Here is a 23,238-nt window from a genome sequence, read left to right as displayed (position 1 = left end):
GGACAAGCCACGAAAAGGCGATGGCTCGTTGGTTTCTTCGGCGTCCATCGTTATCATGCGCCTCAGTCAGTACGCGTCACGCAAGCAAATCAAAGATCAATGGACCGATGAAAAAAATATCTATAGCAGTAGCTTCTGTCGCAGCCCTCGCCTTATCTGCATATCTTGTCTATGCATACACACCTAAATGGCCGGAACCAACCGTATCAGAAAAGAACTACGAATACGGAAAACTTCTTATAGAAGAATTTAAGAAATCACCATACAGGCCATCTTTGAGGTCGCAAGAATATACGCCAACTGGCGATTACATGAACTACAGCAAGACCCAGTCCTTCAAAAATGAAGGAAGAATAAAGCTTGACGGGAATGGCCTTCCGACTGTTCTATATGAAAATCAGTACCAGTACAACCCAATCACAATTTCTAATTATGCTTTATACGAGTATGGGAAAAACCTGCCTAGCAGACCGACAAACCAGTTCTGGACGGCCACAAACAAACTAATGACCATGCAGGGCTTTGACGGCTCATTCAGATATGGCTTCTCGTTCAAGCATTACGCCCTTTCAAAAACATATCCTGTCGGCTGGTCAAGCGGAATGGCGCAGGGCTTAGCTATGAGTGTTCTGGCACGAGCATACTCATTTGACAAACGCCAAGACATTCTAGACGCAGGAAATAAAGCGCTTGACTTTTTGATGGTTCCTGTTTCGCATGGCGGCCCATTGAGCTCTATGGCCGGCCTTGACCCTTCTCTAAAGAATTATATTTTCTTTGAAGAATATATAGGCGACCGTGGGATTTACACCCTGAACGGCTATATGTTTACTTTGATCGGTCTATATGACTGGTGGAGCGTTACCGGATCAGATAAGGCACATGAAGCGTTCAATGAAGGAATGAAGACTCTGGTAAAAATACTACCTTACTATGACTTCGGCGGATCCTCATCGTACGACCTCACCTTCAGAACTTATGATCGCGAGAAGCCTCACTACAATATCAGGTATCACTCCACCCACATTTACCTGCTGAACAATTTGTACTCTATAACTAAAAATAAAACCTTGAAAGAGTTCTCTGAGCGCTGGAACCCAACAGGCCTATGAATGGAAATGAAGCTATTCATTTAGAATAGCTTCCCACATTAGGTTTACCGCGACGCCTGCCGTCATGCTCCCTCCACCGGTATAGATTCGCAGGTTGGCGCCGTTTTGGGTTATGGCGGTTGGCGTGAAGAAAATGTTCACTCCGGCAGCAGAAAGGTTTCCATTCAGGCGCATCGAAGGTGCTTTAGGGAATCTTCGGTTGAAGGTGATTGGCACGTCTTGGAAGGTGTTGGCGGTTGTCACCGCCGCAACTGTCCCGCCTTCCATCATGCCGCAAACCTTGGCTGCATCAATAGTCGTTCCTGCTGGAGCTCCTCCGTTCGGCAAGTCAACCTCGAACCTAACCCGATCAAACTGGGTGCCGGACAAGTTTTGAATTACGCCGTTCGACGTGCGGGTCGCTGGAGAGTCATGGCAGTTGATCTTGATATCGACGGACTTTCCTGCAGCAGCCGATCCGCGGTTTACGATCTTGATTGGAATCCGTGCATTCGGCGCACTCATGTCGATATCTCGGAAGGTCATGCAACCGCCCAAGATCGTATCAGCCGACATGCTCACGCTGTTACCTCCGCAGTCAATGACCCCTCGACTGGTGGTGGAAGGATCGCCGTCCGCGATGATTTTGAAGCCTTCAAACAGGAAACTGGTACCGCGCATCTCGTTGATCGTCAAGGCCACGCCATTGCCCGTGGCCGCCAGCGCCGGGGCGAAGATGGTGCCGCCGCGTACGCTGTTGTGGTTGCCACTGATGGTCACACCGTTGCGGTGAATGCAATTCACGTACTGGCAGTGCTCGACGTTGCCGTGCATGTCAGAACCTTGGATATCCCAAGAAGACGTTTCCGCTCCATCAACCACGCAGAATCGAGTCGGAACACTACCGGGCAGATCGTTTCCGCCCATAGTGATCCCGTGGCGCCTGGCGTGGAAAGTGCCACCCGAAACAAGGCAGTGCTGGGAGTTGCTAAGGCCAAGGCCGTAGTTATCGGCTGCGGCGCCCTCCCTATCGCTGTATGTTTCGCAGAACAGAGCGGTTCCGCCCAGTGCGCGTTGATGAATGATTCCCCCACCGGAAGTTCCAAAAACACGGGTGTATTCAACCTGAGCATTTCGGGTGAGGTCGGTTAGTAGTCCAGCGATAAGAACGCCAGTGGTTGGCATCAGGATGTCACCACCGCGAATCTTCGGCCGAGTTGGATTAACCTTGTAGATCTTCAGTCCTTTCCCGTTGCCATCCAAGACGATAGACATGCTCGCAAGGATAGGAGCGGTTAGATTAACTGTCAGGCCGCTGACGCTCCGCACCACTGCAAACTGACCCTGGTAGTAGTTAGTGCGGAATGCGCTGTAGCTGGATGGCTTGTCATCATGAAGAATGATTTCCTCGCCAGGCATCAGATTATGAGCGGCAGAAAACGTGATGCTATAAGAGCCAATCACCGTGTCAGCAGAAAGTGCTGGAAGCTGCACAAGGGTGCCTGGTGCCGGTCGTAGACAGATCAGGTCAGGGAAGTTGGCGACGTTGGCTGCAGAGTAATCCAGCGTCACGCCAGTAATATCAAGGTCGACGTTGCCCGGCAGATTGACCTGCTTCGTCATGGCGTAGGTACCGGGCTCTACCCGGCCACGCTGGCCATTAAGACTGGCGGCAAAGTCAATTAGTGCCTGGGCCTTATCAGCGTTGCCTGAAAGATCGGTGGATCTGATGGTCTTGAGAGTTTCGGAAAGTGCACGGCCGTCCCATCCAATGCCCTTGGCGCCATCAGTCAGCGTGGCAAGGTCCTGCACAACGTGCGGCGTACCGTCCGGGTACAGGTAGAAGATATTAGCCGCATTGTTGATAGGCCCGGTGATACCGCCAATCACATCGCCAACATATTGCTGCGTCCAGAGCTTATTGACCGCATCCTGGTTGTCCGTGGGGTCACCCAAGTTCTTGATCTGGCGCCCCTGCGCGTCGTAGTAGTTCTTGCCAATCGGCCGTACCAGCGCCCGCGACAGCCCAGCAAATCCTTGCTGAATGAGCATGGTCAGGCGGTCGAATACCGTCTCATGCGTCTCGGCCAGGAATTTGCCCTGGTTGCGGAGGTCGGTTGGCTGAACCGGGTCCATGACGCGGGAAATGGTGAGCGATGCCCCAGTCACGCCGAGAAAGCCCGCGGCGTAGGACGACGTCAGCGTGCCGCCATTCTGAGAACTGGCGCCGGACAACGTGTATTGCGCCCCTGTCAGGGTTTCCGAGGTTCCGTCTTGCTTGACCAGGACTGCCTCGATATCGGAATCCTGCAGGAAACGATATGGAATGGGGAACGCCGGGCCGCCGGATACGTATTCAACAACGCTATCAGTGGTCGATACGGTCAATTTTCAGTGCTCCAGAAATGCGAAAGCCCCGCACTTGGCGGGGCTCTCTTGGGTCAAACAGATGGGTTAGGTAAACTTCATGAACGTCTTCCTCATGGGTGCGCATGGGGTGGAAACAAAAAGCCCCGGGCGTTGCGAGCGCCTGGGGCTTTTGCTTTTTAAGGGGATGTCAGTTTGAGGCAGCAGCGCCAAGGTCTGGCGCCCTGGTAGGCGCTGATTCGCCTGGCTCCCACCAGTAGCTTTGGCCGAACTCACGCTGCGCGCGGCGCTGCATGCGGTTCAGGTACCCAGGCGAGAAGTACTCTTGCAACTGGTGGAAGATCATGTGGTCGGTAGCTGCCTTGGTGTACCAGAGGTTTGCCCCCGGCAAATGACCTTTACCCAGCTGGATCAGCCTGGCACCGATCACATCAGCATCGCGATCCCCCATGGCCGCATCGGCGGTGACGCCGCGCAGGTTCAGCAGCGTTTCAACGTCACCGGCCAGTGGCCCACCGAACGCAGCCAGTGCCGATGTACCGCCCTGCGTGGTGTTGGAGAAGAGGAAGTCGCCGTACAGAGAAAGCGCGCCCCCCTTGAGCATTGAGGCAAGGCCGAAACGCAGGCCCGGCACGCCGCCCAGCTCGTCATCCAGCATGTTCTTGGGGTCTCGGCCCGAAGCAATCTCGTTGACCTGGGTAGCTATCGCGCCGAGCACCGTGGCCGTGGCGAACAGCGCGGCACCGTATCCGGCCTTGCCCCATCCAGTTTCCTGAGCCATCGCCCGGCGCCAGTGCTTCGAGATCATCGATATAGGGAACGATTTGAACTGCCAGAAGCTGCGCATGATCTCACCGCTCCAAGTGCCGCGCTGGTTGTTGCCGTGCATGAAGGCACGCTCGCGGGCGCCGGGTGCCGGGATCGCCATATTCGTTTCGTCCAGGACCATGGCGAGCAGGCGTGTAGCGGCCTGCTCCCGCAAGCGTGTTGGGGAAACTCCAGCCTGTTGAGCCAGCGGCGTAAGAGCGGCATCGGATATCCGGTATATGCTGCCTGGGGTCAGCACCTGATCGCCAGCGCCACGCCAGTCCTCAGGCTGGGCCAGACGCCACACCGACCAGTCCTGATCGGTGATGCCGCGCTGCTGCATCAGCTTCCGGTCGCCCTCTTCCAACGCCTTGAGGGAATCGAACCTGCGCGTAAGATCGCCGGTTACGTCCATCATGGTGGCGCCGAATGCCCGGCGGTTTCCCGCGTCGATAGCGTTCATACCGGAAAGCTGCATGACCTTGGTGGCGGCGGCCTGCGACCACTTGGCGGCGCGGCCGGCAATCTCGGCGTCGGTGCCTAGGCCTTCTTCGCCCCAGCGCGCAAGGCTGCCAATAAGCTGATCGATACCAAGGCCGGCGCGCATGGCCAAGCGGCGGTGGCTGGCATCGGCCGGGTTGAGCATGCGCAGCTCGTTGCCCAGCACCTGCATGACCGGCATGCCGTTCATCTTGGCCACCAGCGCCAGCGTGCCCTGGTCGCTCAGGCCAGTGATGACCGCCGACCCCAGCTTGCCCGCAACGTTGGTAGCCCGGTAGGTATCGAAGGCATTGGCCAGCGCAGCGGATGCCGGCGGCTCACGGGTACCGGCCACCTCGGTATACAGCTGTTCCAGGCGCTTCACGCGCTTGTCGATCTTGGCGTTTGCCTCTGGCTTGGCCTGGGTCATCTGCTTGGCAGCCGTCTCGGTGTGGTACCGCATGGCATGGTTGGGATTCGGGCCCATAGCCTCGACCAGGGCAATGTCGCGGGCAGCACGGTCGATGTGGCCAAACATCAGGTCCATCAGGCCTTTGTCACCATACTTGGCCTGGGCGGCCAAATAGGCATCAGCATCGCGGTAGTGGATCTGGCGCGACTCGCTGCCGCGGTTGGCGCGGGCGCCGTTGCCGGATGGCATGCCAGGCTGCAGCTTGTTCACGCCCCCCGTGGCTACCGTCTCCCAAGCGTTACTGAAGAACTCGGCCAGCTCGGCATCGTTCATCCTTGTGCCGTCCGCCTTGAAGTACTTGGACCGGTTCGCCCATTGGACGTGATCCGCAATCCACTGATCCTTGGCCCGAGCAACCTTCAGCTGGCTATGGCTGCGCGGGATTGCCCAATCATCGAGGTAGCCAACATCGCCGCCGGCCCGGTTGAAGCGCTCGCGCAGGCGGTTGGCAACATCGGCGAATTGCTTGGCGCCGCTCTTTGCCTCCGGCACGCCGCTATCCTGGCCGTGTAGCTCTTGCACCAGGGCACGGGCCTTGGCTTCATCGGCGAACAGGCCAAGGAATTTGCCCCGCGTCATGTCGATGGCCTCGAGCATGGTGGACATCGCCTCATCGCGGATTGCCCGGCTGGAAGACTCGATCGACATGATGCCCGGATAGTCCGAGGCAAAGGCCAGCAGGCGATCTAGGCCTTTGAGCGGGTCATCCGGGAACTGAGCCATGAAGTTCTGCACGCGGTCATGCGCCAAGATGGTCAGGGCAACACGCTGCTTCTTCTTGGCGGCCTCGGCCTGCAGCTCCTTGGCGGCCGCATTGGCTGCCTCGGTAAGCCGGTCGGACGATGTCTTCATCTGCCAAGCCTGCGGATCAGCCTGAGCCAGCTGGCGCATATTCCGGCTGATACGCCCCTCAATGTCCTTGATTTGCTCCTGGGTGAGCGAACGGCCAATGGCCTGCTGAACTGCCTGGATGCATTGCTGTTTCATCAGTTACCGAACCTCAGCGCGCACAAGGCGGCAGCAAGGAAGCCTTTGGAGTCGTTGGCAGCCTGGGCGATCTCGGCATCAGCCTCGGCCAGGAGTTCGCGGGCGGAGACGGTTACGGGGGTGCCGTCTTCGTTGATGGAACCAGTCGGCACCTGCAGGTCGCGCTCGCCAGCGGCTACAGCGTCGAGCAGTGCGGGAAGCGCTGGGTCGATACCGGCCACAGCATCAGCACCTTGGGCACCAGGTGATACGGTTGCGGCACCGGGTGTTCCGATTTCCGGCGCAGTCGTTACGCCACGTGCTACATCTGTTTCACCCGTGGGTGCGGAACCGCCATTTTCACCTTGTTGGTTTGCCTGTGGGGACCGTGGTTGCTGGTTCTCCACCGTGGGAGCGGAGTCGCCTGCCGGGGTGCGTGGCTCGGCCTGGGCTACAGGCTCTTCCATCAGCTGTCCGCTATCGCGCAGCATGCGCTGGATGTCTTCCGCGGCCAGCCTGTTCAGGGTCATACCGTGATCAGGGGCAACACTGCTGGCCAAGGCCGAACGCTTGAAGGCGCTGGCGATTTGCTCGGCCCGCTGGTCCACCTCCTTCTGCAGGCGCGTCGGCGTTTCGCCTCGATCCATGGCGGCCAGCTCAGCCCTGGCGCGCTCAGATGAGCGATTCCCTTCCAACTGCCGGTTTAACTCATCAATGCGGGCCTGAGTTGCCGAGCGCTGTTCATCAATGGCCTGCCGCTGCTGGGCAATGCTGTCGCGTGCAGCGCGCTCGGCCTGCTTGCGTGTCATGCGCTGCTGCTGGAACTCTTTAGCCGCCTGCCGGTAGGTATTGCCAGCGGCTTCGTACGCCTGCTCAAGATCGCCCAGGCTGCGGCGCAGGCCAGTTACCTCGGCGCGGACGTCACGAACGTTAGGGAGACCTGCCGCTGCCACTGGCTCAAGCTCTGCCCGGGCGCCGGCGAAAACCTCCTGTTGCGCCTGGTCGCGCACGACCGCTTCTTCTGGCCCTACACGGTTTGATCGGATGAAAGCGGTGTCGTCCATGAGGCCGGTGATATTGACCGGCTCACCGCGGTTCATCTGCTCAAGTGCCAGGTCCAGCGCGTTCTGGTGCGCAGCACTCGACCGGGCGTTGACGGGTGCACCAGGTGCGGTGCTGTGCTGGGCATGTAGCCCATTGTTTCCAGCTAGCGCAGCGTCGACAGTTTCAGGGGATGCTGCTGGGGCTCCGGACATCGCCCGGCCAAGACCCCAGAATGCGCCACCGAGCAAGCCATCGATGGCCATGGCCTGGGCATCCAGCGCGCGGTACTGCTGCGCTTGCTGGGTGTAGCCATTGCTTTCCAGTACCTGGCCAACCCCGCCACGCGCCACTGCACCAAGCGCAACGTTGGCGCCGGCTGTTGCTGCGAGGTCTGCAACTGGCTGGGCCAGTAGGCGCGCCGCCGGCAGAAAAGCGCCAGCTGCCAGTGTTGTGCCCTCGATCGCGCCAGCAAGTGCTGCGGTCTTGGAGTCTACGCCCTCCCCACGCAACTCACTGAAACGCTGCTCACCCATGGACAGGCCAACGCCGCCCGCGGCAACCGGCAGGCCGCCAGATGCTGCGCCGAACGCGAAGCGGGTGCCAACGTCGCCCAGGCCAAACAGGATCTGCGCGGCCGTGCCATTGGTCTGCGCGTCTGGCCGCAAGCGCTCGGTCACCGCCAGGCGCTGCTGACCAATGGCGGCACGACGGGCCATCTCTTCCTCATCGGTCGGAACCTCAAACAGGAAGGCCTGGTCCGGATCATTGCCGTATTGGGCGGCCTGCAGCGCCAGCTGGGTGGCGCCCTGGGCGATACCACTGAACAGCGCAGTGCCGGAACCCTCCCAGAAACTGGGCTCCGGTGGAGTGATCGCTGGATTGGCCAGGGCATCCTGCTCCAATGCCTGCTGATCATTGAAGGCCAGGTCGGTGACAAAGCTCATCACTCACCCCCGTTGATGTTGAGCATCAGCGGCTTTCCATCGGCGCCGTACTTGAACTGGTTGCCCTGCATGACGTAGTAGATGCCGTCGCGGGCCTGGCGCAGGGTCAGCGCCTTGGCGGTGGCAAGTTCCTGGTCGCTCATGCCCTGAGCCTTCATTGTCTCCACCAGGCGCTGCTGGGCCACTTGCTCGAACGTGTCTCCTGGCATACCCCATGGCGCGATGGTGGATGATCCGTTGAAGTCGATCACATCACCTACGGTGGCCTTGATGGCTTTCTTCATAAGCGCGTTGTTGACCTCGCCGGAAACATCCCCCGCCTCAGCCGCTGCACCTGTGTAGTAGGACTTCACGGCCTGGGCCGCCAGTGAGTACGACTGCGGCTGACCGGCAAACACGGTACCGAGCTGCTTGCCCAGGGCCAAGTCGAAGTCGGTTTGCTTGGGAATCGGGAACTTGCCGCCGCCGTCTTGGCCCTTCTGGGCTTTCGACTTATTCAGGATCGATTCGCCCAGGGCTATGGTCTTGGCCACGTCGCCGCTACTCACAACGTCGTCGGGACGGAACCAGTGGGTTCCTGTGGTCAAGGAGCGCTGCTTACCCGCCAGCATGCCGGCCAGGGCCCGTACAGGTGAATCTGGGGCAATCTGCTGCATGGCGCCGGCATAGGCCTTGTCATCGCCCATGGCTGAATGAAGCTTGCCGAACAGCTGCGACTGCTGGTCAGGGCTCATCTGTTCGAGCTGGGCCGACAGCGCCTTGGCTTCCTGCGGCAGCAAAGGCTTCATAGCGACCGTGGGGCCGAACTTCTGGCGCATCCCCTGGATGGCGGCGACGCGGTCACCCAGCACTGCCGGCAGGTTCTCCGAATTCAGGTCGATGGGATCGACGCCGCCGCCCAAGCGCTGCTGGAAATAGTCAAGCGGCGCTTCGGTCATCATCTTGGCGTTCATCTCGATGGCGCGCCCAAGGCGGTTCAGGTTGTTGGCCTGGGCCACAGTGCCGCCATTGTTCTGCAACTCGGCCTGCAACTTGTTGAAGTACGCTGCCTGCTGGTCGATAGGCTGGCGCAGCACCTGCTGAGTGGCCACCTCCTGCTTGCGCAACTCGTTGAACTCGGCGGCGGCCGGCGTGCCCTGCACTTGCTTGCCCCATGCCGCCCACATGTCGTCGCTGGCTGGGATGCCGCTGGCGATCTGCGAACTAATCTTGCCCAGCGTGCGCTCGCCGCGCGCTTCGGCCCGAAGCTGGGCCATTTCTGCCTTCTGCTGGAGCCGTTCGACCTTGCCGTCGATCGAGCTGCCAACCTGGGTGAGGTCATCGGCTGTCAGGTACTGCTGATACTGCTTAAGCGCAGATTGGGCCTTGTATGGGTCTTGGGACGCCTGCCGTTTCAGGATGTCCGAATACATGCTGCTGGTCGCTTTGGTGCGGTTCGCCTCCAGAACCTCGGGCGCCCAACCGTTACGCTGGGCCTGCAGCTGCAGGATGCCGTCAATCCGGGAATGGCTGGAGGCGATAGCCTCAGGGTCGTTGTAGTTGAGGGCAGCAGTATTGAGCGCGGTGGCGATGGCGGCCTTGTCGACTTGATTCTTGTATTCCTGCTGCTCGCCAAACTCGTAACTACCCAGCTTCCCCTGCAGCTGGGCACGGCGTTGCGAGGCTGCCTGGGTAAACAATTGCCGCTGTTGCTCGTTGGCCAGCCCGCCGGCAATCGTCTCGCGCTGCTGGTCGAACTGGTCGAGCGTGCTCTGTGTGACATTCAGCGCAGCCTGCCCCTTCTTCGTGAAGGCTCCCGTTTCCGGGTTGAAGATAGCGTCGTTCTGCCAAGTGCCGAGCTGGTTGTCGGCGTTGAGGGCAGCGGTCTGGTTCGCCTCGCGCATTTCACGCTGGTGCACATCTGCCAGATCACCCGCCAAGCTGGACAGGCCACGGGCCAAGCCTGAGGCATCGACGGATGCCTGGGCTACCCTGGGTGCGGCGACTACCTCTGGCGCCACGCGGCGCTGGTACTGCGGAATTCGTGCGGCCATGCTCAACCCCCGCTGTACATGTTGTAGGCCTGGCCGCCGCCAGTGAGCAGCGAACTGAAGGCGTTGAGTCGGCGGGTGCGGAATTCTGCCTTGGCCTGCTTGATGCCTTCGTTACCCTGGTCAACGAGGCCCATGGCCTGATTGAAGGCGTTGCGGCGCAGCTGGTCCGCATCTTGGCGGGCAAGATCCAAGGTGCCTTGCTCGATCCGGCCTGCTGAGCCCTGGCCCACCGCCACGCCATTGGCCGCAAAACCTGTGCGCTGACTGGCGGCGGTCTGCCGGCCCTGCTCATTCGCCATGTCGGCAGCGAAGTCGCCCTGGCTGATCACGTCGCGCGCCTGGTCATTCAGATACCGCTGCTGGCGGTTGGCGGCCTTCACCGCATCTTTGCCCTGCTGAATCTGGGAATACGCATTGAGCAGGCCACCGCCCGCTGCTGCGCCAGCCCCTGCTGCTGCGCCCATTACAGCCCCCTCAATGTCATTGGATGGAACAGTTCACCGTTGATCCCGTAGGGCACGGCGTCATGCATGTGGAACCCGAGCCAGCGCAGCCAGCGAAGGGCCTTCACATAGCGGGCATCGGTGTAATTGATCAGCACCTGGTAACGCTGGCGCATGGCGGCGACCTCGCGGTCGCACTCGATCAGGAATGATCGGTGGTGTTTGTCGATCTCGGTCGTGCTTATGAGCCACGGGACCCCGGTCTGCTCATCGAGCTTGATATCGCCAAACATGGCGACAACCCGACCATTCACCATGTAGGCCAGGGGCCTCCCGCTCCTTTCCACCGAATAGCGCAGCTCCTGCTCTACGGTAAGGCCACGAATGGCTTCGAACTCCAGCCGGTCAGCCATGCGCGCATTGGCCACGGTCATTTCGATAAGCCGGTCATCAGCCGGCAGCATCTCAGCCGCCCGACTGGACATTGGGCATTACCCCCAGAATGGTGAGTGGCAACGGGTCTGATTGGCGGATGAACAGGCGCCCGTAGTTGTCCCACTGGCACTGGATCTCCATCTCGGCGCGGCCGGTGAGCAGCTCGATCGGCTCGCCATAGTCCTCGTCGGCCCGCTGCTTGAACTCGTCTAAGTGGTCGGCGTCCGGGCCGGCGAAGATGCCGCGGCTTTCCTGGCAGATCACCACAACCTGGTTGATGCGTTTCTTGCTGCCCAAGAACGCCTGATTGTTCTGCAGGGTCAGGTCCAGGGTTTCGAAGTCAGCGGTGATCGGCAGGCCGATGTGAGCTACCAGGGTCGGGCTATCCAAGGTAATGGCGTCACTGTTGACGACTTGCTGCGGGACAACGTTGCCGTCTCCCAAGATGCTGACGGTCTTGCCTTCCAGGTGGCCCAGTCCGCTCACCGTAGAGGCTGCAATGCCCCAGCGTGTTGCCGATACGCCGCGCAAGGAATCCGGCACCAGGGTCTGCGGCTCAACGGTGACGACAGTTGGCGATGTGTAGGCGGCGATCTTCACCGTCAGCACTTCGCCTATTGAGTACTCATCACCACCGCCGTAAAGGATGACGCTGCGACCCACCATGCCAGCATCGAAGGTGGCTGCGCCGACGGTCAGCGTCAGCAGGTTCGGGTACATCCAATCAGTGCCACCGCTGAGCACCGCGGCACCGGTGCGCCGGCCGTCATAGGTCAGGCCGCAATCCACGAAGAAGGCCCGATCAAACCAGTAGTCGCCGCTGCCGAACTTGGTTAGCTGGCGGGTCGCCATTCGCTCGATGTAGCGCTTGGTCACCCCATTGATGGTGCGTTTAACGATCAGGTAAAGCGCGTCCTCGTCGTTCTCTGGCACCGATGCCACCGACTCGACCTCACCGTCAGTATCGTGCCAGTGCCAGGCATAGACCTGCTGGTCTGGTAGGAAGGTGAAGCCCAGCAGCATGCCGTCGTTGCGGGCCATCCACAGGATGCCGTTCGGCTGCAGGGTGAAGGCCATGTCTTGGATGGTGAAGCCGCGAAGGAGGTGCGACGACAGCACGCTGACGTCCTGGGGCTGGAAGCCGTCCGATACGTAGTTGTAGGCAAGCGTCGACAGCTTGCCGCCACGGGCCTGGATGTACAGCGCCGTGTTGGCGTAGATGGCCGGCGGCACATCGCTGGTGCCGAAGTAGCTCTGCTCAATCGCAGAGACGTTGGCAGCTGTGACGCCGGAATCAGTTGATCCGGTGATGGCGATCTCTGCGCCGGAGGTCATGGCCAGCAGTTCGCGCAGCGACACCAGGTGGCGAATCTGGTTGACCTGCCGGCTGGCGATGACGAACTCAATGCCGTCGTCATCCTTATTCGGGTCGGAATACCCAAAGTTGTGGAAGTCGCCAGTGCGCGACATCCAGACAGTCTGCGGGTTGGCTTTGCTGGCCGCGAACACCATGCGCTGCTGGTAGTAGCCCACCACTGAAGGGTTGTTGCCATCGGCGAACGGGTTGTATGCGATAGGCACCGTGTTGTCAGTTTCGGGCGTGATGTTGATATCGGTGAAGGTCGTACCTGTGGCCTGGCCGATGAAACCGAACACGCCAGAGGATTTGTTCTTGTAGATGTTGTAATGGTCGGCACCAGCGGAAGCTGTCCAGCTCAGGCTTGCCCCTGGCTTATTGTCGAAGCTGTTCACCGTGGCTGTGTTGCTGGCATTCGACTCGACGGAGCCATCTGAAATGCTGCTGACGGCTGTCACCTTGTATTGGTACTCGGTGGTATCGCCCGAGCCACCCGTGCGTGCAGTTGCCGACAACCCGGTCGGCGCCGCGATGCTGGGCTCGAACACAATGGCAGTTAAGGTCCAGTTCGTCGGCCCAAGGCGCGAAAGCTCGCGGGGCGGATGGTCTGGATGAACGATGGTCAATACATCCGCCGACTGCGTGAACTTGAGGGCAGAGAGCTGCGCCGCGGTATACGGCGAAGCAATTTCGTAGGCTGACCCGCCACTTACGACCTGGCCGCCCATGCTGACGAAGCGGATATACAGGTTGCCGAACTCAAGGATGTAGGTCTGCTCGGTAGAATACTGGAAGGGGATCAGCCTGGACTTGGCCGAGCTGTTCTTCGTCTCGACGATGAAGCGGGTACCGGAGCGGTTCTGTGCCCCGCCCTCGGGCAGGACCTGGTAGTTGCGGCAGGTCTTGAGCGCGGTGTAGTACCGGCCCAGGTCAACCCGGGCATAGGTGGCTGGCGATACCTCGCCAGCGCTGAAGGACGGCTGGATAACTTCAGTCATGCCCCACGCCCCGTGATGAAGGTGGATTCGCGCTGGTACTGGGTGGTGCCTTCGTTGAGTGCGGTGGCAGCGGCCTCTAGCACAGTGGCCTTGTACTGGGCGTAGCAGGCGCTGGCGATGCCGGCATCCTGAGCCAGCGGCCCGGCGATCTCACCGGCCAGGTACCAGGCCAAGGCCGACACGAAGATCGGGTCGAACAGTTCCGGCGAAGTGACCTTCAGCGTGTACTCCAGAGTGGCCGGGCTCACGCTGGTGCTGATCAGGCGCTGGCTCGACCCGTTGACCACCCGGAACGGGATGCGCGGCAGCTCAGGCATGTAGCACTCGTAGCCAACCGGGATAGCGCCCTGCGGCCAGCCAGGATTGACGATTCGGCGCACGCGCATGCAGTCGTTCGGCACGGCGTAGGCGTACTGGAAATCGGGGTTCGGGTTGTCGGCCACCTCGGCGAGCTGGGCAAAAGCGGTGGCGAAGCCCCAGTCGCAGTCGGCACGCAGCACAAAATCACGGCTGCTCTCGTAGAACTGCTTGCAGATCCGGGCCGGCTGGCTGGTCTCTTCCAGGTCATCGATGCGGGTGCCGTTTCCGATGCGGAAGATCGCCATGTTGCAAATGTCGATCACTGAGGACATGTGATGCTGACTCCATGAAAAAGGGCCCCGAAGGGCCCTTGGTGGGTGACTGACTCAGGCGTCCGGGCCTTCGTCGTCATCGTCATCGGCGTTGCCATCATTGCCCACACCAGCACCGCCGTCCTGACTGCCGGTGCTGTTGGTGGTGGTTGAGGTGGTGTCCTCAGGCTTAACGTAAGGATCGCCGCCGGCATTCAGGCGGTCAGCTTCGGCCTGTGCCTCTTCCTTGCTGGCGCCGATGAAGTCACTGAACCACTCGCCTTTGGCGTCGATGACGCGCCAGCGGGTTCCACCGTTGAACTTGGCGGCGTAGCCCAAGGGTTGCTTGGCCTGACTGCCGGTGCTGGTGGTGGTTGATGCCTGGGCTTTACCGGATGGCTTCCAGCCCTGTGGCTGCATCCATTTGCCAAGGTGGTTCTCATTGAGGATGTGGAACGGCTCACCACCGGCTTCCGGCGGCTCCTGAATCTTGCCGCCGTAAAAGCCGCGTTCGAGTGCGATAACTAACATGGCTGCTCCTTACGCAATCGCGAAGCCACTGGCGTAGGTCGCGGTGTCCTGGACGTCTTTGACCAGGCCAGCCCAGAACGTGCCAGCGGTGAGTGGGCCGGTGCCAACGGTGTAGTTGACGCGTAGGTAGCGGCGAACGCCGCGCGGGACCGCAACAGCAACCGGGCGCTTGCCGGCGGCCATGTCGGCCAACGCAGTAGCACCCGAGTCATACAGCGTGACCCAGGTGGCATTGTCGTCACTGGTCTGCAGCTGGAAGTTGACGGTGGCAGCGCCAGCAGCAGCGGCGGCAACCAGAACAGCGATGACCAGGTACAGCGGCTCCCCGGCGCCAATATCGCGCCGAGTGTTGCCATGGGTGAGCGGGCCGAGATCGATGACATCGGTCGATGCCGCCGTCGCGGTGACTGCCTGGCCAGTCAACCCGCTGAACAGGTTCAGCTTGTCGGTGATCATGAGGAATTCTCCTGGACTGATGGTGGTGAAACGCCGGTCAGACGACCGGCGATTCGGAGTTGAGCAAGGCGTCAACGGTACGGAACGGCACGCCGCGCAGGCTGGTGATGAACTCTCCGTCGTACTCTTGAATCTTGAGCTGGACGTTGGCTTTGTTCATCGCCTGGATGTCCAGGCACTCGCGGATGGTGCGGTTCATGTAGAACGCGGGGCGGCCCATGCGCAGGTTCGGGATGCGGTGCACAGCACGAATCATCGCCTCGATGATCTTGACGCTGGTGCCGTTGGTGTCGGCCAGCAGATCGCTGATGTCGATGTTGCAAATGCGGACCGCGTAGCGCCAGTCGCGGAGCGCGACACCGCAGTCCCACTTGTAGTGGTCGCGGTATGCGCGGAACACGCGGTTGGTGCCCGAGCCGTCGTCTACCAGATCGATGCCCATATCGTTGTGGTCCAGGCCGGCCTTGGAACCCTTCGGGTAGATGCCGTGCACAGTCTGGTCACCCCAGACGATCAGCCAGATAGACGCGTTGTCAGAGCCAGCGCCACCCATCTTGATGATGTTCTGACCGTTCTTCGCAGTGCTGTCGCTGTAGCGAGGCGCCATGCCCAGGAACTTGGCTGGCTCCAGGGCGCTGTTGTTGTAGAACAGGCCGGTGGCCATGTCCTGGTTCATGCCCTCGATGTAGGCAGCGTTCTCGGACAGGCGGAAAGCGGCAGTGTTGCCGTTGAGATTAGCCAGGGCCTCGTCAACGATGCCGAGGTTTTCCAGCATCGCGCAGGTTTCGTCCACCTGAACGGTGGTGGACTTGGTGCGCAGAATACCGGCGTTCAGCGCACGATAGGTGCCGGTCGGCAGGCCGGTGCGAATGGTGGTCCGATGGCCGGTGGCAAGGTTGCCTTCCTGCCAGAGCATGTCGGACAAGACTTCGTTGGTCTGGCTCAGCATCTCGACGATGCGCGCCGGCTTGCTGTCGGGGTCCTGCCGTTTGGCCCAATCGGCCAGCGTCAGGGAGTTTTGGGCGATAACGGCCATGATTTACTCCTTAGGATTTGCCGTAGAAGACTTCGGCGTCGGTTTTGCGGGACTGATTGCCGGAACCGCTATGCAGCTGGCCCTCGGCCAACTGCTGGCCGATCCGGTGGAAGAGCCGAACAACTTCTGGATGGGAGCCCAGGCCGGACTCCTTGAGCATGGTGCTCAGCTCGGGGGTACCGAACTGGGCCAGGGCTTTCTGAGCAACGCCGACGTTGGCGTCGAAGTTGGCGCCGCCGAAGGTTGCGTCCTCGCGCAGGGACTTCTCCCAGCCGGTGACCAAGCCTTGGCGCTGCTCCAGGCCGGCTTGCTCGGCAGCCAGAGCGCGCTGGGCGTCGAAGGCAACCAGCTTGTCGGCCTGCTCCTGGGTCAGGCCAAGATCCTTGAACAGCGGACTGACCTCGGCCAGCTGCTGCTCGCTCATCGCGTAGCCTTCTGGCAGGTCCTTGAAGGCGTAGGTCTCAGGGACAACAGGCTTCTGCGCCTGATCGCCCTCGCCTTCCTGCTTCTGACCCTGTTGTTGGCTTTCCTGGGTTTGCTGGTTGGTATCGCCTGCCTGCTGTTGCTGCTGGCCTTGGGCACCTTGATCGCCGCCGAGGATGCTGCTTTGCGGTTCGGCAGAGGTCTGGGCAGCAGCTGCACCACCGCCCTGACCGCCATCGGCGCCGGCTTCGTTCATGAGAAAGTGGCCGAGACGGCCGTGGATGAAGAGGTTCATGCGTTTGCCTCGTCGGGTTTGGTGGTGTTCTCCGCGACCATCACCTGGTACAGGTGCGGGCACAGGGTGTTGATTCGCTCCAGCAGGTTCAGGCCGTGCTGGCGGCGACCTTCGTTGAAGGCCATCGGGATTGGTTTCGGGTCGTAGACCGGGTGGAACACGCGGGCCTCCTCAAGCTGCTTCCAGACCAGGCGCCGGCCACGCGAATCAGCCATCAGCCACTTGAAGTCCTGGGCTGCCTGCTCTCGCTCCAGGCGTGCGGCGTCCTCCCGCTGCTGCAGGATCTCGGCGTCTTCGAACATTTAGGCCCCCAGCATCTGGCCCAGGACGTTGTCCGGGGTGACTTCGGTTTCGGACAAGAGCTTCGCCCCTTGGATGGCGGCGCCCATGGCCTGCTGGGCCTGCTGGGCCTGTTGTTGCTGGGCGCGCTGCTCCCGGATGGCAGCGACCTCATCGGCACCACGGACCACGGTAGGCACCACGCCGATGGCGTCTGCGTATTCCTCGATGAGCTGGTCGGAGTTGACCTTGTCCAGCACCTCAGGGAAGGCACCCGACAGGTTGCCCGCCAGAGTCGCGAACCGCTCCAGACCCAGCACGTTCTGGGACTTCTGCGCCTGAGCCAGGATCGACACGTACTCGGCCTGGATCTCGCTATTGGCCTCGATCAGCTCCTGCGGCGGGGGCGGCAGAAGTGGGTCGCCATCGATGATGCCAGCCCAGATAGGCATGGACTGGCGCAGCATGATGTTGAAGGTTCGGTCGATCAGCGGGTCAAGCAGCTCGTCGTTGATGCGCTCCAGCACTGGCCCGAGCATCAGCATCTTCTCTTCCTTGCGCGCCGCGATCTCGGTAGCGGTGCGCACGGTGTCGAGCTGGCTGACCATCAGGAACAGGTCAACGAAGAACGCCTCGTTGATCCGCCCTTCGTGCTCTTGGATCTTCGCCTGGATGGGTGACAGCCAGGCCGCATTAGGCTCGTAGATCGGCGCCATCTGGTTCTGGCCGCCAATCGAGGGGACGTAGGTCACACCGCCCGGGATGGTGCTGCTGGGCTGGCCACGCAGCTCGGCCGGGGCCTGCAGCGGCGGATTGGCGCCTGTCTCGGTCATGCGAGCCGCCTGGCGCTCGTACAGCTGCAGGGCTTTAACATCGCCGAGGCAGACGCGGCCAGGACCAGTGCCGTAGGCATCACCGGGCATCGCCTCCCAGCGCACGGCCATGACCGGGAATTCGTGGTAGCCGCGATCCTCAAGCACCATGTCGCCCGGGGCGCCTGCCTCCCAGACCAGTGAGCTGTACGGCAGGTTGCGGCTGCCGGCCCGGTCCGGGTTGGCGTTCATGTTCAGCTCTACGCGCTGGGCGCAGCTGATGAACTGGTCACCGTTGTTGTTCTCGTACAGGGTCTTGGACGAAGGGCTCAGCGCTTCAAAACCGAACTTCTCCACCAGCTGGTTCACGGTCCACTTGAATTCGCGATAAATGGCAGATGCCTTGCCGTCTGCGCCGTTCGAAATGAAGTACTCGCCCCAGGTGAAGGCTTCGCAGCGGATCACCGTCTCTGGATGCTCATCGACCCACATGCAGCCGGTCCCGAAGGTGCCCATCTCCTGGTAGCAAGTCGGTAGCACCTGGTACAGGTTCGAGCGCAGGAACACGTCGCGCATGCGCTGGGTGCACTCGTAGAACCACGACTTGACCGGCCCGAACTCCATGATCGCCCGGGCCACCGGTTGCAGGTTGAACCATGGACGCGCGGGCGAGGTGATGCCGCTCATCATTCCGGCAGCCATCGTACGGCTGGCCATCGTGGCCCGGTTGTTGATGATCTTGTTGTTGCGGCGGTCGCCACGGTTGGTGTCGTCGCACATCACCCTCGAGCGCATGGGCAGGATGAAGTCGGAAATCTCCTTGGCATTAGTGTCCCAGGAAGAACGCTCGTTCTTCAGCGCTGACAGCCGCTTCTCGGCCAGCTTGCGTGGGCTGTCGGTGGCCATGGTCATTGCCCCAGCAAGGTCTTGGTGGCGGTTGGTGCGGCAGCAGCGCTGGCCCCGCCCAGGATGGTGGAACTGATGCCGGCAGCCTTGGCCCGGCGGCGCTTGTCAGCGGCGTTGCCCTCGGCGTCGGCGGTCGACACGTCGTTGTTCTTCACCTCATCGGCAGTGGTGGTGCTGGTCTTCGGCGTGTCGAAGCTGTCGCCGAGTACTGCATCGCTCAGCCCGAGCGTTGCAACGTTGGCCGCCTGTTTGATTGCTCCGCCCATGGGTGAAGTCCTCAGTTGAATGGATCGTAATGAGATTGGTGCGTACCGTGCGTAACCGGCCTGCACTGGAACCGCTGACGGGCGAAGCGCCGCATCATGTAGGCGTACCGCGCTGCAGCCAGGATGTCGTCGCCAAGCTTGACGATCCGGCCCTTCTCGTCACGGTGGTAGTTCATCTTCTCTTCGAAGAAACCGCTCAGGTGGCTGAACACCTTCCAGCGGCCGGTGGTCATGCGCTCGTACATCTGGACAAGGCCGGCCTCCACGCCTACGCCGCCCTCAGGCCACGTTGCGTGCTCGGGCAGCATGTTCCAGCCTGCATCGACGTAGGCCTTCTTCTGCTCATCGCCCGATGACTTCTCGGACTGCAAACCGTCGCTTGGCCAGGCCGTGGGCACGTGCTGGGCCCATGACTTGACCGAGCCCCATGCCGTGACCGGGGTGACTCTCGACTGCTTCCAGGCATGGGCGACGTAGACCACGTCCGCTTCCATGTCGATCCACAGCTGCACGTGCGCCTGCGGGTGATCCCACCCGAAGTCCAGGCCGTTGATGACCCAGAAGTGGTCGGGGCAGGGGAACGGAGCGCATTTGATGTCGTCGTCGCCGAAGTCGAAGATCAGGCCGGTGCCGAGCAATGGAAGCCCCTTTGTACGCATATCGCGCTGCCAAGCCGGGTATGCGCTGAGCAACTCGGCCTTGATTTTGTCGGTGAGGTGCGGCGCGTCATCCCAGGTAGCGCGCTGCATGTACTGGCCTTCACCCGGATCGTCCATGAACTTGACGACCAGTTCGGTTCGCCCGTTCTCAGGGGTGAAGGTCAAGATTCCCCGCCCGCCTCGCCCACGGTCGCCAGTGGCGGTTCGGGTGATGACCTGCGGGTAGATCTCTTTGTCTTCGGGCTCTTCGTCGATGTGGTACCAGTCGACGCTGTCGCCCATGATTGCGTGCTGGCCCTGGCTGTAGGACCAGAACTGCACCGTGGCCACGTCACCCGATGCGTGCTTTACCCGGATCTCGCGCATCGCGCCGGGCGTGCCGCTGGCGGAAAGGTGGCCGACGATACGATCAGCCGGGATCAGGCCGCCCGACCACTTGCCGTTCTCGTAGGTGCCGAACAGCGGCTTTTGCAGCAGGTCGCGGGTCTTCTCCATCGAGTAGCCAAGCAGCCAGCAAAGCGGTGCGTGGTTGAAGCGGTGGCCTTCCCAGTCCGCCGGGTAGTCGCCCAGCAGGTGGACAGCATCAATCGTCAGGCCGGTGCGGGTCTTACCGACCCGGTTGCCCGCCATGAGCATGCATGACGAGAAATCAGCCGTGGCCCTGACGAACTTGAGCTGCCATTCGTAAAGCGATTCGAACTGCAGCAGGTACTGGCGCTGGGCGTTTCTCCGGGCCCGCTCTTCCAGCAGCGCCAGCAGCTCCAGCTTGCCAGCCTTAGTGGCCGGAGAGCTTGGCGATACGGCGTTCAAGTTCTTCGTCCGTCATGTCCGTGAAGTTGATGTCCCCGGTGTGGTTAACCTGCTCCCGGAACGCATTGACGTTGACATGCTTGCCGATCAACTCAAGCGCACGCAGCTTGTCGTGGAACTTGACCTTGCCGGTCTTCATGTCCACTTCCTTGACCATCTGCCGCCAGATCAGGGGCCACTGCCGAATGGGCATAAGCTTGCCGTCGACGTCGAATATGTCGGCCAGGTCGAGTTGGTCAATCTCGGTCAGCCGATGAAGCACGTAGTCGGCGTCAACCTGAAGTCGCTTGTTTCGCTCCTCCATGGCCGCCTTGATGGCCTCAGCCACTTCGGGCATCTGCATGAGCTGGTAGGCCTGGTCCTTGGCCCCCTTCTTCGCGTACCCGGCCCTGATGGCGGCCTGGGTAGCGTTGAGGTCTTTCAGGTACTCGGCCACGAACCGATGCCGCTTAACAGTCATGGCCATGAGGATTACTCGCCGCTGGCGGCCGGGGCTACAACCTCACCGCTGGTGTTGGTTTCGCTGGTGCTGGTGCTGGTGCCGGTGCTGGCGGTATCAGTGGATTCCACTACGGCCGGCACCAGACGCATCCACTCAATCTTGGGGAAGATGCCCACGGTGCTACCGGCAGCCCCATAGAGGGTCAGGCCCAGAGAGTCGTTGGTGTGAGTGACGGCCTCTATGCGGTGCACCACCCCGTCTGCGGTCTTCACTTCGTACTGGCTCATTGAACTACTCCAGGGCAAGCCGTGCGGACGTAATCCTGCAGGGCGTTCAGTTGGCGGATGGCGTCGTCACCGTCGTTGGCGATGGCGACAATTCGTTCAGCAGCCGCCGGGTCAAGTTCGGCTCGCGCTTCTGCATGACCCAGGACGGCGGCGGAGGCAGATCCTGCGGGGCTGCAGCTGTTGGCGGTGAGGACTGACAGCCGGCGCTTGCTAGCAGCGACATCAGCACGAAGGCTGGCATTGGTCTGGTTCGCACTTTCGCGCTCCTGGGTGTGTTGGGTGTCGAGGTCGGCCAGCAGCTTGATGGTGTTGCGGCGGGACTCGGCCGCGGCCTCAAGGGTCTGCACCTGCTTGGTGGCCTGGTCCAGCGCAACAGCCTGGGCCTCGATCTTCTGCCAGCCGGCGTAGATGACAACGCCGCAGGCGAGCAGGCCGGCAATCAGGTAGTTGGTCACGCTTTCCACCATCCGATGGCGATGGCGTTGCACGGCTTGTTGCGGGAGAACGGCGGGCGGATGACGAAACAGCGGCCAGTGCGACCGCCATCTCCATGTTCATTTGTCCAGCCTCGATCTACCAGCGGAGCACCGGCCGCCTGGCCGCACTTCTCGATGAATAAGCGGCCCAGGCAGAAAGTGTTCATAGGTCGCCCTCAGCCCAGTTTCGCGCGGACCAAGCAGTCCTTGGCTTCGAGCAACTTGCGCAGCCCGGCAGACTTCTCGGCGCCATCAGGCAGTTGCTCGTCCATCAGCTGCGCCAACTCGCCGATAGGCTTGCTGACCTCTTGCAGGTGCGGCGGCAGGTGGGCGAACTCGAAGTACTTCATGATCGGTGACATAGGAATTGCCTCGGTGGTTGTGGAATTCATCGTGCGTACCAGGTCAGCTGATAGCAGCGTGCGTCAGCAGGGATCTCGGCCATGGGCCAGCGCAGGCAATCCATGTGCTTGCGCTCGGGCCGCTTGCGGTTCACGCGAAGCGTCTGCACCAGGTATGCAGATCCGGCGGCGGTGGTTATGAAGTCGCCGACCGCAATTCCATCGGCGCCATCGACATACAGCTTGCAGGGGGTGTACGGCTGCTTCCTGCTCATTGCACGCTCATGCACTTGGCGTGGCGGTTGAGTTGTCGCTGCCAGACGCCCCAGCAGCGCTTGTTGCCCGGGGTCGAGCAGTCGTAGCCGGCGGCGTACTTGTACTTGAGCAGGTCGTTGCAGGCCTGAACATAGTTGCCGGCCAGCAGATCGCGGCGCATCGAGGATGGCCGCCAGTTGCCCATGCCGTACTGACCGACGAAGTCCATGTACAGATCGAACTCTTCCTGATGCAGCTTCACGCCCGGCAGGCTGGCGGCAAACTGCTTCTCGGCTTGGCTGTTGAGGGTTCGGGCCAGCACCTCGGCACGCTGGCGGGTGATGGTGTCGCCCATTTTCACGGGCGTGCCGTCTTCCCACCTAGTGGAACCGTGGCCTATGGTTGGAACGTCGCCCTTGGTGGGGATGACGGCCACGTCGGTAAAACCCTCGCTGGCCTTCCAGGCGCCGAAGCCGGCCAGGCTCATGGTCAGCAGGCTGACCGCGATTCGATTACGGGCGCTCAACTTCGCAACGCTCGCGGTAGTAGGCGATGCGGGCGGCGCTCTCGGCAGCCTCGCGCAGCTCACGGGCTTGGCGGTCCGCGATCTCTCTCTGCTCCTGACGCCAGCGGAACCAGGTGTTCACCAGAAAGCCAAGCGCCGCTATCAGCACGCCACAGACGCCAATCCAGTTCACTTGGGTCAGCCAGCCGGCCACACCAGTGGTAGCGCCCACCAGCATGCCCTTGTTCGCCACGGAGGCGCCTAAAGCTTCGACGATGCCTTCGGGTTTCGACATTGGGTTGCTCCTGACTGGGGCTTTCATGGGGCCTCCAGAAACGCAAAACCCCGCTCGATGGCGGGGTCTGAGGATTGTTTGCAGGCAACAAAAAACCCGCTCAATGGCGGGTTTTA

24 protein-coding genes are annotated in these 23,238 nt (G+C 61.2%); 1 reads left to right on the top strand and 23 read right to left on the bottom strand.

Translation table 11 applies throughout. The annotated features are described in order from the left end of the window. Nucleotides 1-107: 107 nt before the first annotated feature. On the top strand, nucleotides 108-1,112 hold the full coding sequence (locus B2790_RS22190) for a D-glucuronyl C5-epimerase family protein (RefSeq protein ID WP_286919776.1): 1,005 nt from the start codon (nucleotides 108-110) through the stop codon (nucleotides 1,110-1,112). A gap of 12 nt (nucleotides 1,113-1,124) precedes the next feature. On the opposite strand, the gene B2790_RS22185 is transcribed toward B2790_RS22190, so the two are convergent. From B2790_RS22185 to B2790_RS22075, 23 genes are all read right to left on the bottom strand, one after another. Next, nucleotides 1,125-3,479, bottom strand: a complete 2,355-nt coding sequence (locus tag B2790_RS22185) for a hypothetical protein (protein WP_286919775.1) — start codon at nucleotides 3,477-3,479, stop codon at nucleotides 1,125-1,127. Between the two features lie 169 nt (nucleotides 3,480-3,648). Then, nucleotides 3,649-6,204 carry a hypothetical protein gene (locus B2790_RS22180; RefSeq protein ID WP_286919774.1) on the bottom strand — a complete coding sequence of 852 codons (2,556 nt, stop codon included), beginning with the start codon at nucleotides 6,202-6,204 and terminating at the stop codon, nucleotides 3,649-3,651. Then, entirely contained in the window at nucleotides 6,204-8,171 is a 1,968-nt protein-coding gene (locus tag B2790_RS22175) for a hypothetical protein (protein ID WP_286919773.1), read from the bottom strand. Before B2790_RS22175 ends, B2790_RS22180 begins: the two co-directional genes overlap by 1 nt. After that, nucleotides 8,171-10,111 (bottom strand): hypothetical protein, encoded by a 1,941-nt coding sequence (locus B2790_RS22170; protein ID WP_286919772.1) that lies wholly within the window; start codon nucleotides 10,109-10,111, stop codon nucleotides 8,171-8,173. The genes B2790_RS22175 and B2790_RS22170 overlap by 1 nt, the downstream gene beginning before the upstream one ends. Before the next feature lie 95 nt (nucleotides 10,112-10,206). After that, nucleotides 10,207-10,584, bottom strand: a complete 378-nt coding sequence (locus tag B2790_RS22165; RefSeq protein ID WP_286919771.1) for a hypothetical protein — start codon at nucleotides 10,582-10,584, stop codon at nucleotides 10,207-10,209. An 83-nt stretch (nucleotides 10,585-10,667) separates the two neighbouring features. Next, nucleotides 10,668-11,111 carry a hypothetical protein gene (locus tag B2790_RS22160; protein WP_286919770.1) on the bottom strand — a complete coding sequence of 148 codons (444 nt, stop codon included), beginning with the start codon at nucleotides 11,109-11,111 and terminating at the stop codon, nucleotides 10,668-10,670. A gap of 1 nt (nucleotide 11,112) precedes the next feature. Continuing rightward, complete coding sequence (locus tag B2790_RS22155; RefSeq protein WP_286919769.1) at nucleotides 11,113-13,437, bottom strand: hypothetical protein; 2,325 nt, start codon at nucleotides 13,435-13,437, stop codon at nucleotides 11,113-11,115. Continuing rightward, on the bottom strand, nucleotides 13,434-14,069 hold the full coding sequence (locus tag B2790_RS22150) for a hypothetical protein (RefSeq protein WP_286919768.1): 636 nt from the start codon (nucleotides 14,067-14,069) through the stop codon (nucleotides 13,434-13,436). The genes B2790_RS22155 and B2790_RS22150 overlap by 4 nt, the downstream gene beginning before the upstream one ends. Nucleotides 14,070-14,123: 54 nt before the next feature. Next, nucleotides 14,124-14,579: a hypothetical protein gene (locus B2790_RS22145; protein WP_286919766.1), complete on the bottom strand. Its 456-nt coding sequence runs from the start codon at nucleotides 14,577-14,579 to the stop codon at nucleotides 14,124-14,126. 9 nt (nucleotides 14,580-14,588) lie between these two features. Continuing rightward, a complete protein-coding gene (locus B2790_RS22140; RefSeq protein WP_286919765.1) occupies nucleotides 14,589-15,035 on the bottom strand; it encodes a Bbp16 family capsid cement protein in 447 nt (148 codons plus the stop codon). Nucleotides 15,036-15,072: 37 nt separating this feature from the next. After that, on the bottom strand, nucleotides 15,073-16,071 hold the full coding sequence (locus tag B2790_RS22135) for a major capsid protein (RefSeq protein ID WP_286919764.1): 999 nt from the start codon (nucleotides 16,069-16,071) through the stop codon (nucleotides 15,073-15,075). Nucleotides 16,072-16,081: 10 nt separating this feature from the next. Then, on the bottom strand, nucleotides 16,082-16,789 hold the full coding sequence (locus B2790_RS22130; RefSeq protein WP_286919763.1) for a hypothetical protein: 708 nt from the start codon (nucleotides 16,787-16,789) through the stop codon (nucleotides 16,082-16,084). Further along, on the bottom strand, nucleotides 16,786-17,091 hold the full coding sequence (locus B2790_RS22125) for a hypothetical protein (RefSeq protein WP_286919762.1): 306 nt from the start codon (nucleotides 17,089-17,091) through the stop codon (nucleotides 16,786-16,788). Before B2790_RS22125 ends, B2790_RS22130 begins: the two co-directional genes overlap by 4 nt. Then, the gene (locus B2790_RS22120; RefSeq protein WP_286919761.1) at nucleotides 17,092-18,786 is read right to left on the bottom strand and encodes a portal protein; all 1,695 of its coding nucleotides are present in this window, start codon (nucleotides 18,784-18,786) and stop codon (nucleotides 17,092-17,094) included. 2 nt (nucleotides 18,787-18,788) lie between these two features. Beyond that, nucleotides 18,789-19,052 carry a hypothetical protein gene (locus B2790_RS22115; RefSeq protein WP_286919760.1) on the bottom strand — a complete coding sequence of 88 codons (264 nt, stop codon included), beginning with the start codon at nucleotides 19,050-19,052 and terminating at the stop codon, nucleotides 18,789-18,791. An 11-nt stretch (nucleotides 19,053-19,063) separates the two neighbouring features. After that, nucleotides 19,064-20,521: a terminase large subunit domain-containing protein gene (locus tag B2790_RS22110; protein WP_286919759.1), complete on the bottom strand. Its 1,458-nt coding sequence runs from the start codon at nucleotides 20,519-20,521 to the stop codon at nucleotides 19,064-19,066. Next, the gene (locus B2790_RS22105; protein WP_286919758.1) at nucleotides 20,487-20,987 is read right to left on the bottom strand and encodes a terminase small subunit; all 501 of its coding nucleotides are present in this window, start codon (nucleotides 20,985-20,987) and stop codon (nucleotides 20,487-20,489) included. Before B2790_RS22105 ends, B2790_RS22110 begins: the two co-directional genes overlap by 35 nt. 5 nt (nucleotides 20,988-20,992) lie before the next feature. Next, entirely contained in the window at nucleotides 20,993-21,250 is a 258-nt protein-coding gene (locus B2790_RS22100; RefSeq protein WP_286919757.1) for a hypothetical protein, read from the bottom strand. Further along, the gene (locus B2790_RS22095; RefSeq protein ID WP_286919756.1) at nucleotides 21,247-21,705 is read right to left on the bottom strand and encodes a lysis system i-spanin subunit Rz; all 459 of its coding nucleotides are present in this window, start codon (nucleotides 21,703-21,705) and stop codon (nucleotides 21,247-21,249) included. Before B2790_RS22095 ends, B2790_RS22100 begins: the two co-directional genes overlap by 4 nt. 197 nt (nucleotides 21,706-21,902) lie before the next feature. Beyond that, nucleotides 21,903-22,118 (bottom strand): hypothetical protein, encoded by a 216-nt coding sequence (locus B2790_RS22090; protein WP_286919755.1) that lies wholly within the window; start codon nucleotides 22,116-22,118, stop codon nucleotides 21,903-21,905. Then, nucleotides 22,115-22,342 carry a hypothetical protein gene (locus tag B2790_RS22085; RefSeq protein ID WP_286919754.1) on the bottom strand — a complete coding sequence of 76 codons (228 nt, stop codon included), beginning with the start codon at nucleotides 22,340-22,342 and terminating at the stop codon, nucleotides 22,115-22,117. Before B2790_RS22085 ends, B2790_RS22090 begins: the two co-directional genes overlap by 4 nt. After that, nucleotides 22,339-22,848, bottom strand: a complete 510-nt coding sequence (locus tag B2790_RS22080) for a glycoside hydrolase family protein (RefSeq protein WP_286919753.1) — start codon at nucleotides 22,846-22,848, stop codon at nucleotides 22,339-22,341. The genes B2790_RS22085 and B2790_RS22080 overlap by 4 nt, the downstream gene beginning before the upstream one ends. After that, entirely contained in the window at nucleotides 22,835-23,122 is a 288-nt protein-coding gene (locus B2790_RS22075) for a holin (RefSeq protein ID WP_286919752.1), read from the bottom strand. Before B2790_RS22075 ends, B2790_RS22080 begins: the two co-directional genes overlap by 14 nt. Nucleotides 23,123-23,238: the final 116 nt, after the last annotated feature.

It is taken from the genome of Pseudomonas sp. UBA6753, assembly GCF_002453565.1.
Taxonomy (GTDB): Bacteria; Pseudomonadota; Gammaproteobacteria; order Pseudomonadales; family Pseudomonadaceae; genus Aquipseudomonas; species Aquipseudomonas putida_Z.
The sequence above is the reverse complement of the archived record's forward strand: the minus strand, read 5'-3'. Positions and strand labels throughout refer to the sequence as shown.

What these genes read in the sequence shown, in the direction of transcription:
- B2790_RS22175 (WP_286919773.1), bottom strand. Translation starts at nt 8,171, where the DNA reads ATGAGCTTTGTCACCGACCTGGCCTTCAATGATCAGCAGGCATTGGAG.
- B2790_RS22100 (WP_286919757.1), bottom strand. Translation starts at nt 21,250, where the DNA reads ATGAGCCAGTACGAAGTGAAGACCGCAGACGGGGTGGTGCACCGCATA.
- B2790_RS22130 (WP_286919763.1), bottom strand. Translation starts at nt 16,789, where the DNA reads ATGAACCTCTTCATCCACGGCCGTCTCGGCCACTTTCTCATGAACGAA.
- B2790_RS22180 (WP_286919774.1), bottom strand. Translation starts at nt 6,204, where the DNA reads ATGAAACAGCAATGCATCCAGGCAGTTCAGCAGGCCATTGGCCGTTCG.
- B2790_RS22090 (WP_286919755.1), bottom strand. Translation starts at nt 22,118, where the DNA reads ATGAATTCCACAACCACCGAGGCAATTCCTATGTCACCGATCATGAAG.
- B2790_RS22115 (WP_286919760.1), bottom strand. Translation starts at nt 19,052, where the DNA reads ATGGGCGGAGCAATCAAACAGGCGGCCAACGTTGCAACGCTCGGGCTG.
- B2790_RS22135 (WP_286919764.1), bottom strand. Translation starts at nt 16,071, where the DNA reads ATGGCCGTTATCGCCCAAAACTCCCTGACGCTGGCCGATTGGGCCAAA.
- B2790_RS22120 (WP_286919761.1), bottom strand. Translation starts at nt 18,786, where the DNA reads ATGGCCACCGACAGCCCACGCAAGCTGGCCGAGAAGCGGCTGTCAGCG.
- B2790_RS22190 (WP_286919776.1), top strand. Translation starts at nt 108, where the DNA reads ATGAAAAAAATATCTATAGCAGTAGCTTCTGTCGCAGCCCTCGCCTTA.
- B2790_RS22150 (WP_286919768.1), bottom strand. Translation starts at nt 14,069, where the DNA reads ATGTCCTCAGTGATCGACATTTGCAACATGGCGATCTTCCGCATCGGA.
- B2790_RS22145 (WP_286919766.1), bottom strand. Translation starts at nt 14,579, where the DNA reads ATGTTAGTTATCGCACTCGAACGCGGCTTTTACGGCGGCAAGATTCAG.
- B2790_RS22160 (WP_286919770.1), bottom strand. Translation starts at nt 11,111, where the DNA reads ATGCTGCCGGCTGATGACCGGCTTATCGAAATGACCGTGGCCAATGCG.
- B2790_RS22075 (WP_286919752.1), bottom strand. Translation starts at nt 23,122, where the DNA reads ATGTCGAAACCCGAAGGCATCGTCGAAGCTTTAGGCGCCTCCGTGGCG.
- B2790_RS22105 (WP_286919758.1), bottom strand. Translation starts at nt 20,987, where the DNA reads ATGGCCATGACTGTTAAGCGGCATCGGTTCGTGGCCGAGTACCTGAAA.
- B2790_RS22140 (WP_286919765.1), bottom strand. Translation starts at nt 15,035, where the DNA reads ATGATCACCGACAAGCTGAACCTGTTCAGCGGGTTGACTGGCCAGGCA.
- B2790_RS22155 (WP_286919769.1), bottom strand. Translation starts at nt 13,437, where the DNA reads ATGACTGAAGTTATCCAGCCGTCCTTCAGCGCTGGCGAGGTATCGCCA.
- B2790_RS22085 (WP_286919754.1), bottom strand. Translation starts at nt 22,342, where the DNA reads ATGAGCAGGAAGCAGCCGTACACCCCCTGCAAGCTGTATGTCGATGGC.
- B2790_RS22125 (WP_286919762.1), bottom strand. Translation starts at nt 17,091, where the DNA reads ATGTTCGAAGACGCCGAGATCCTGCAGCAGCGGGAGGACGCCGCACGC.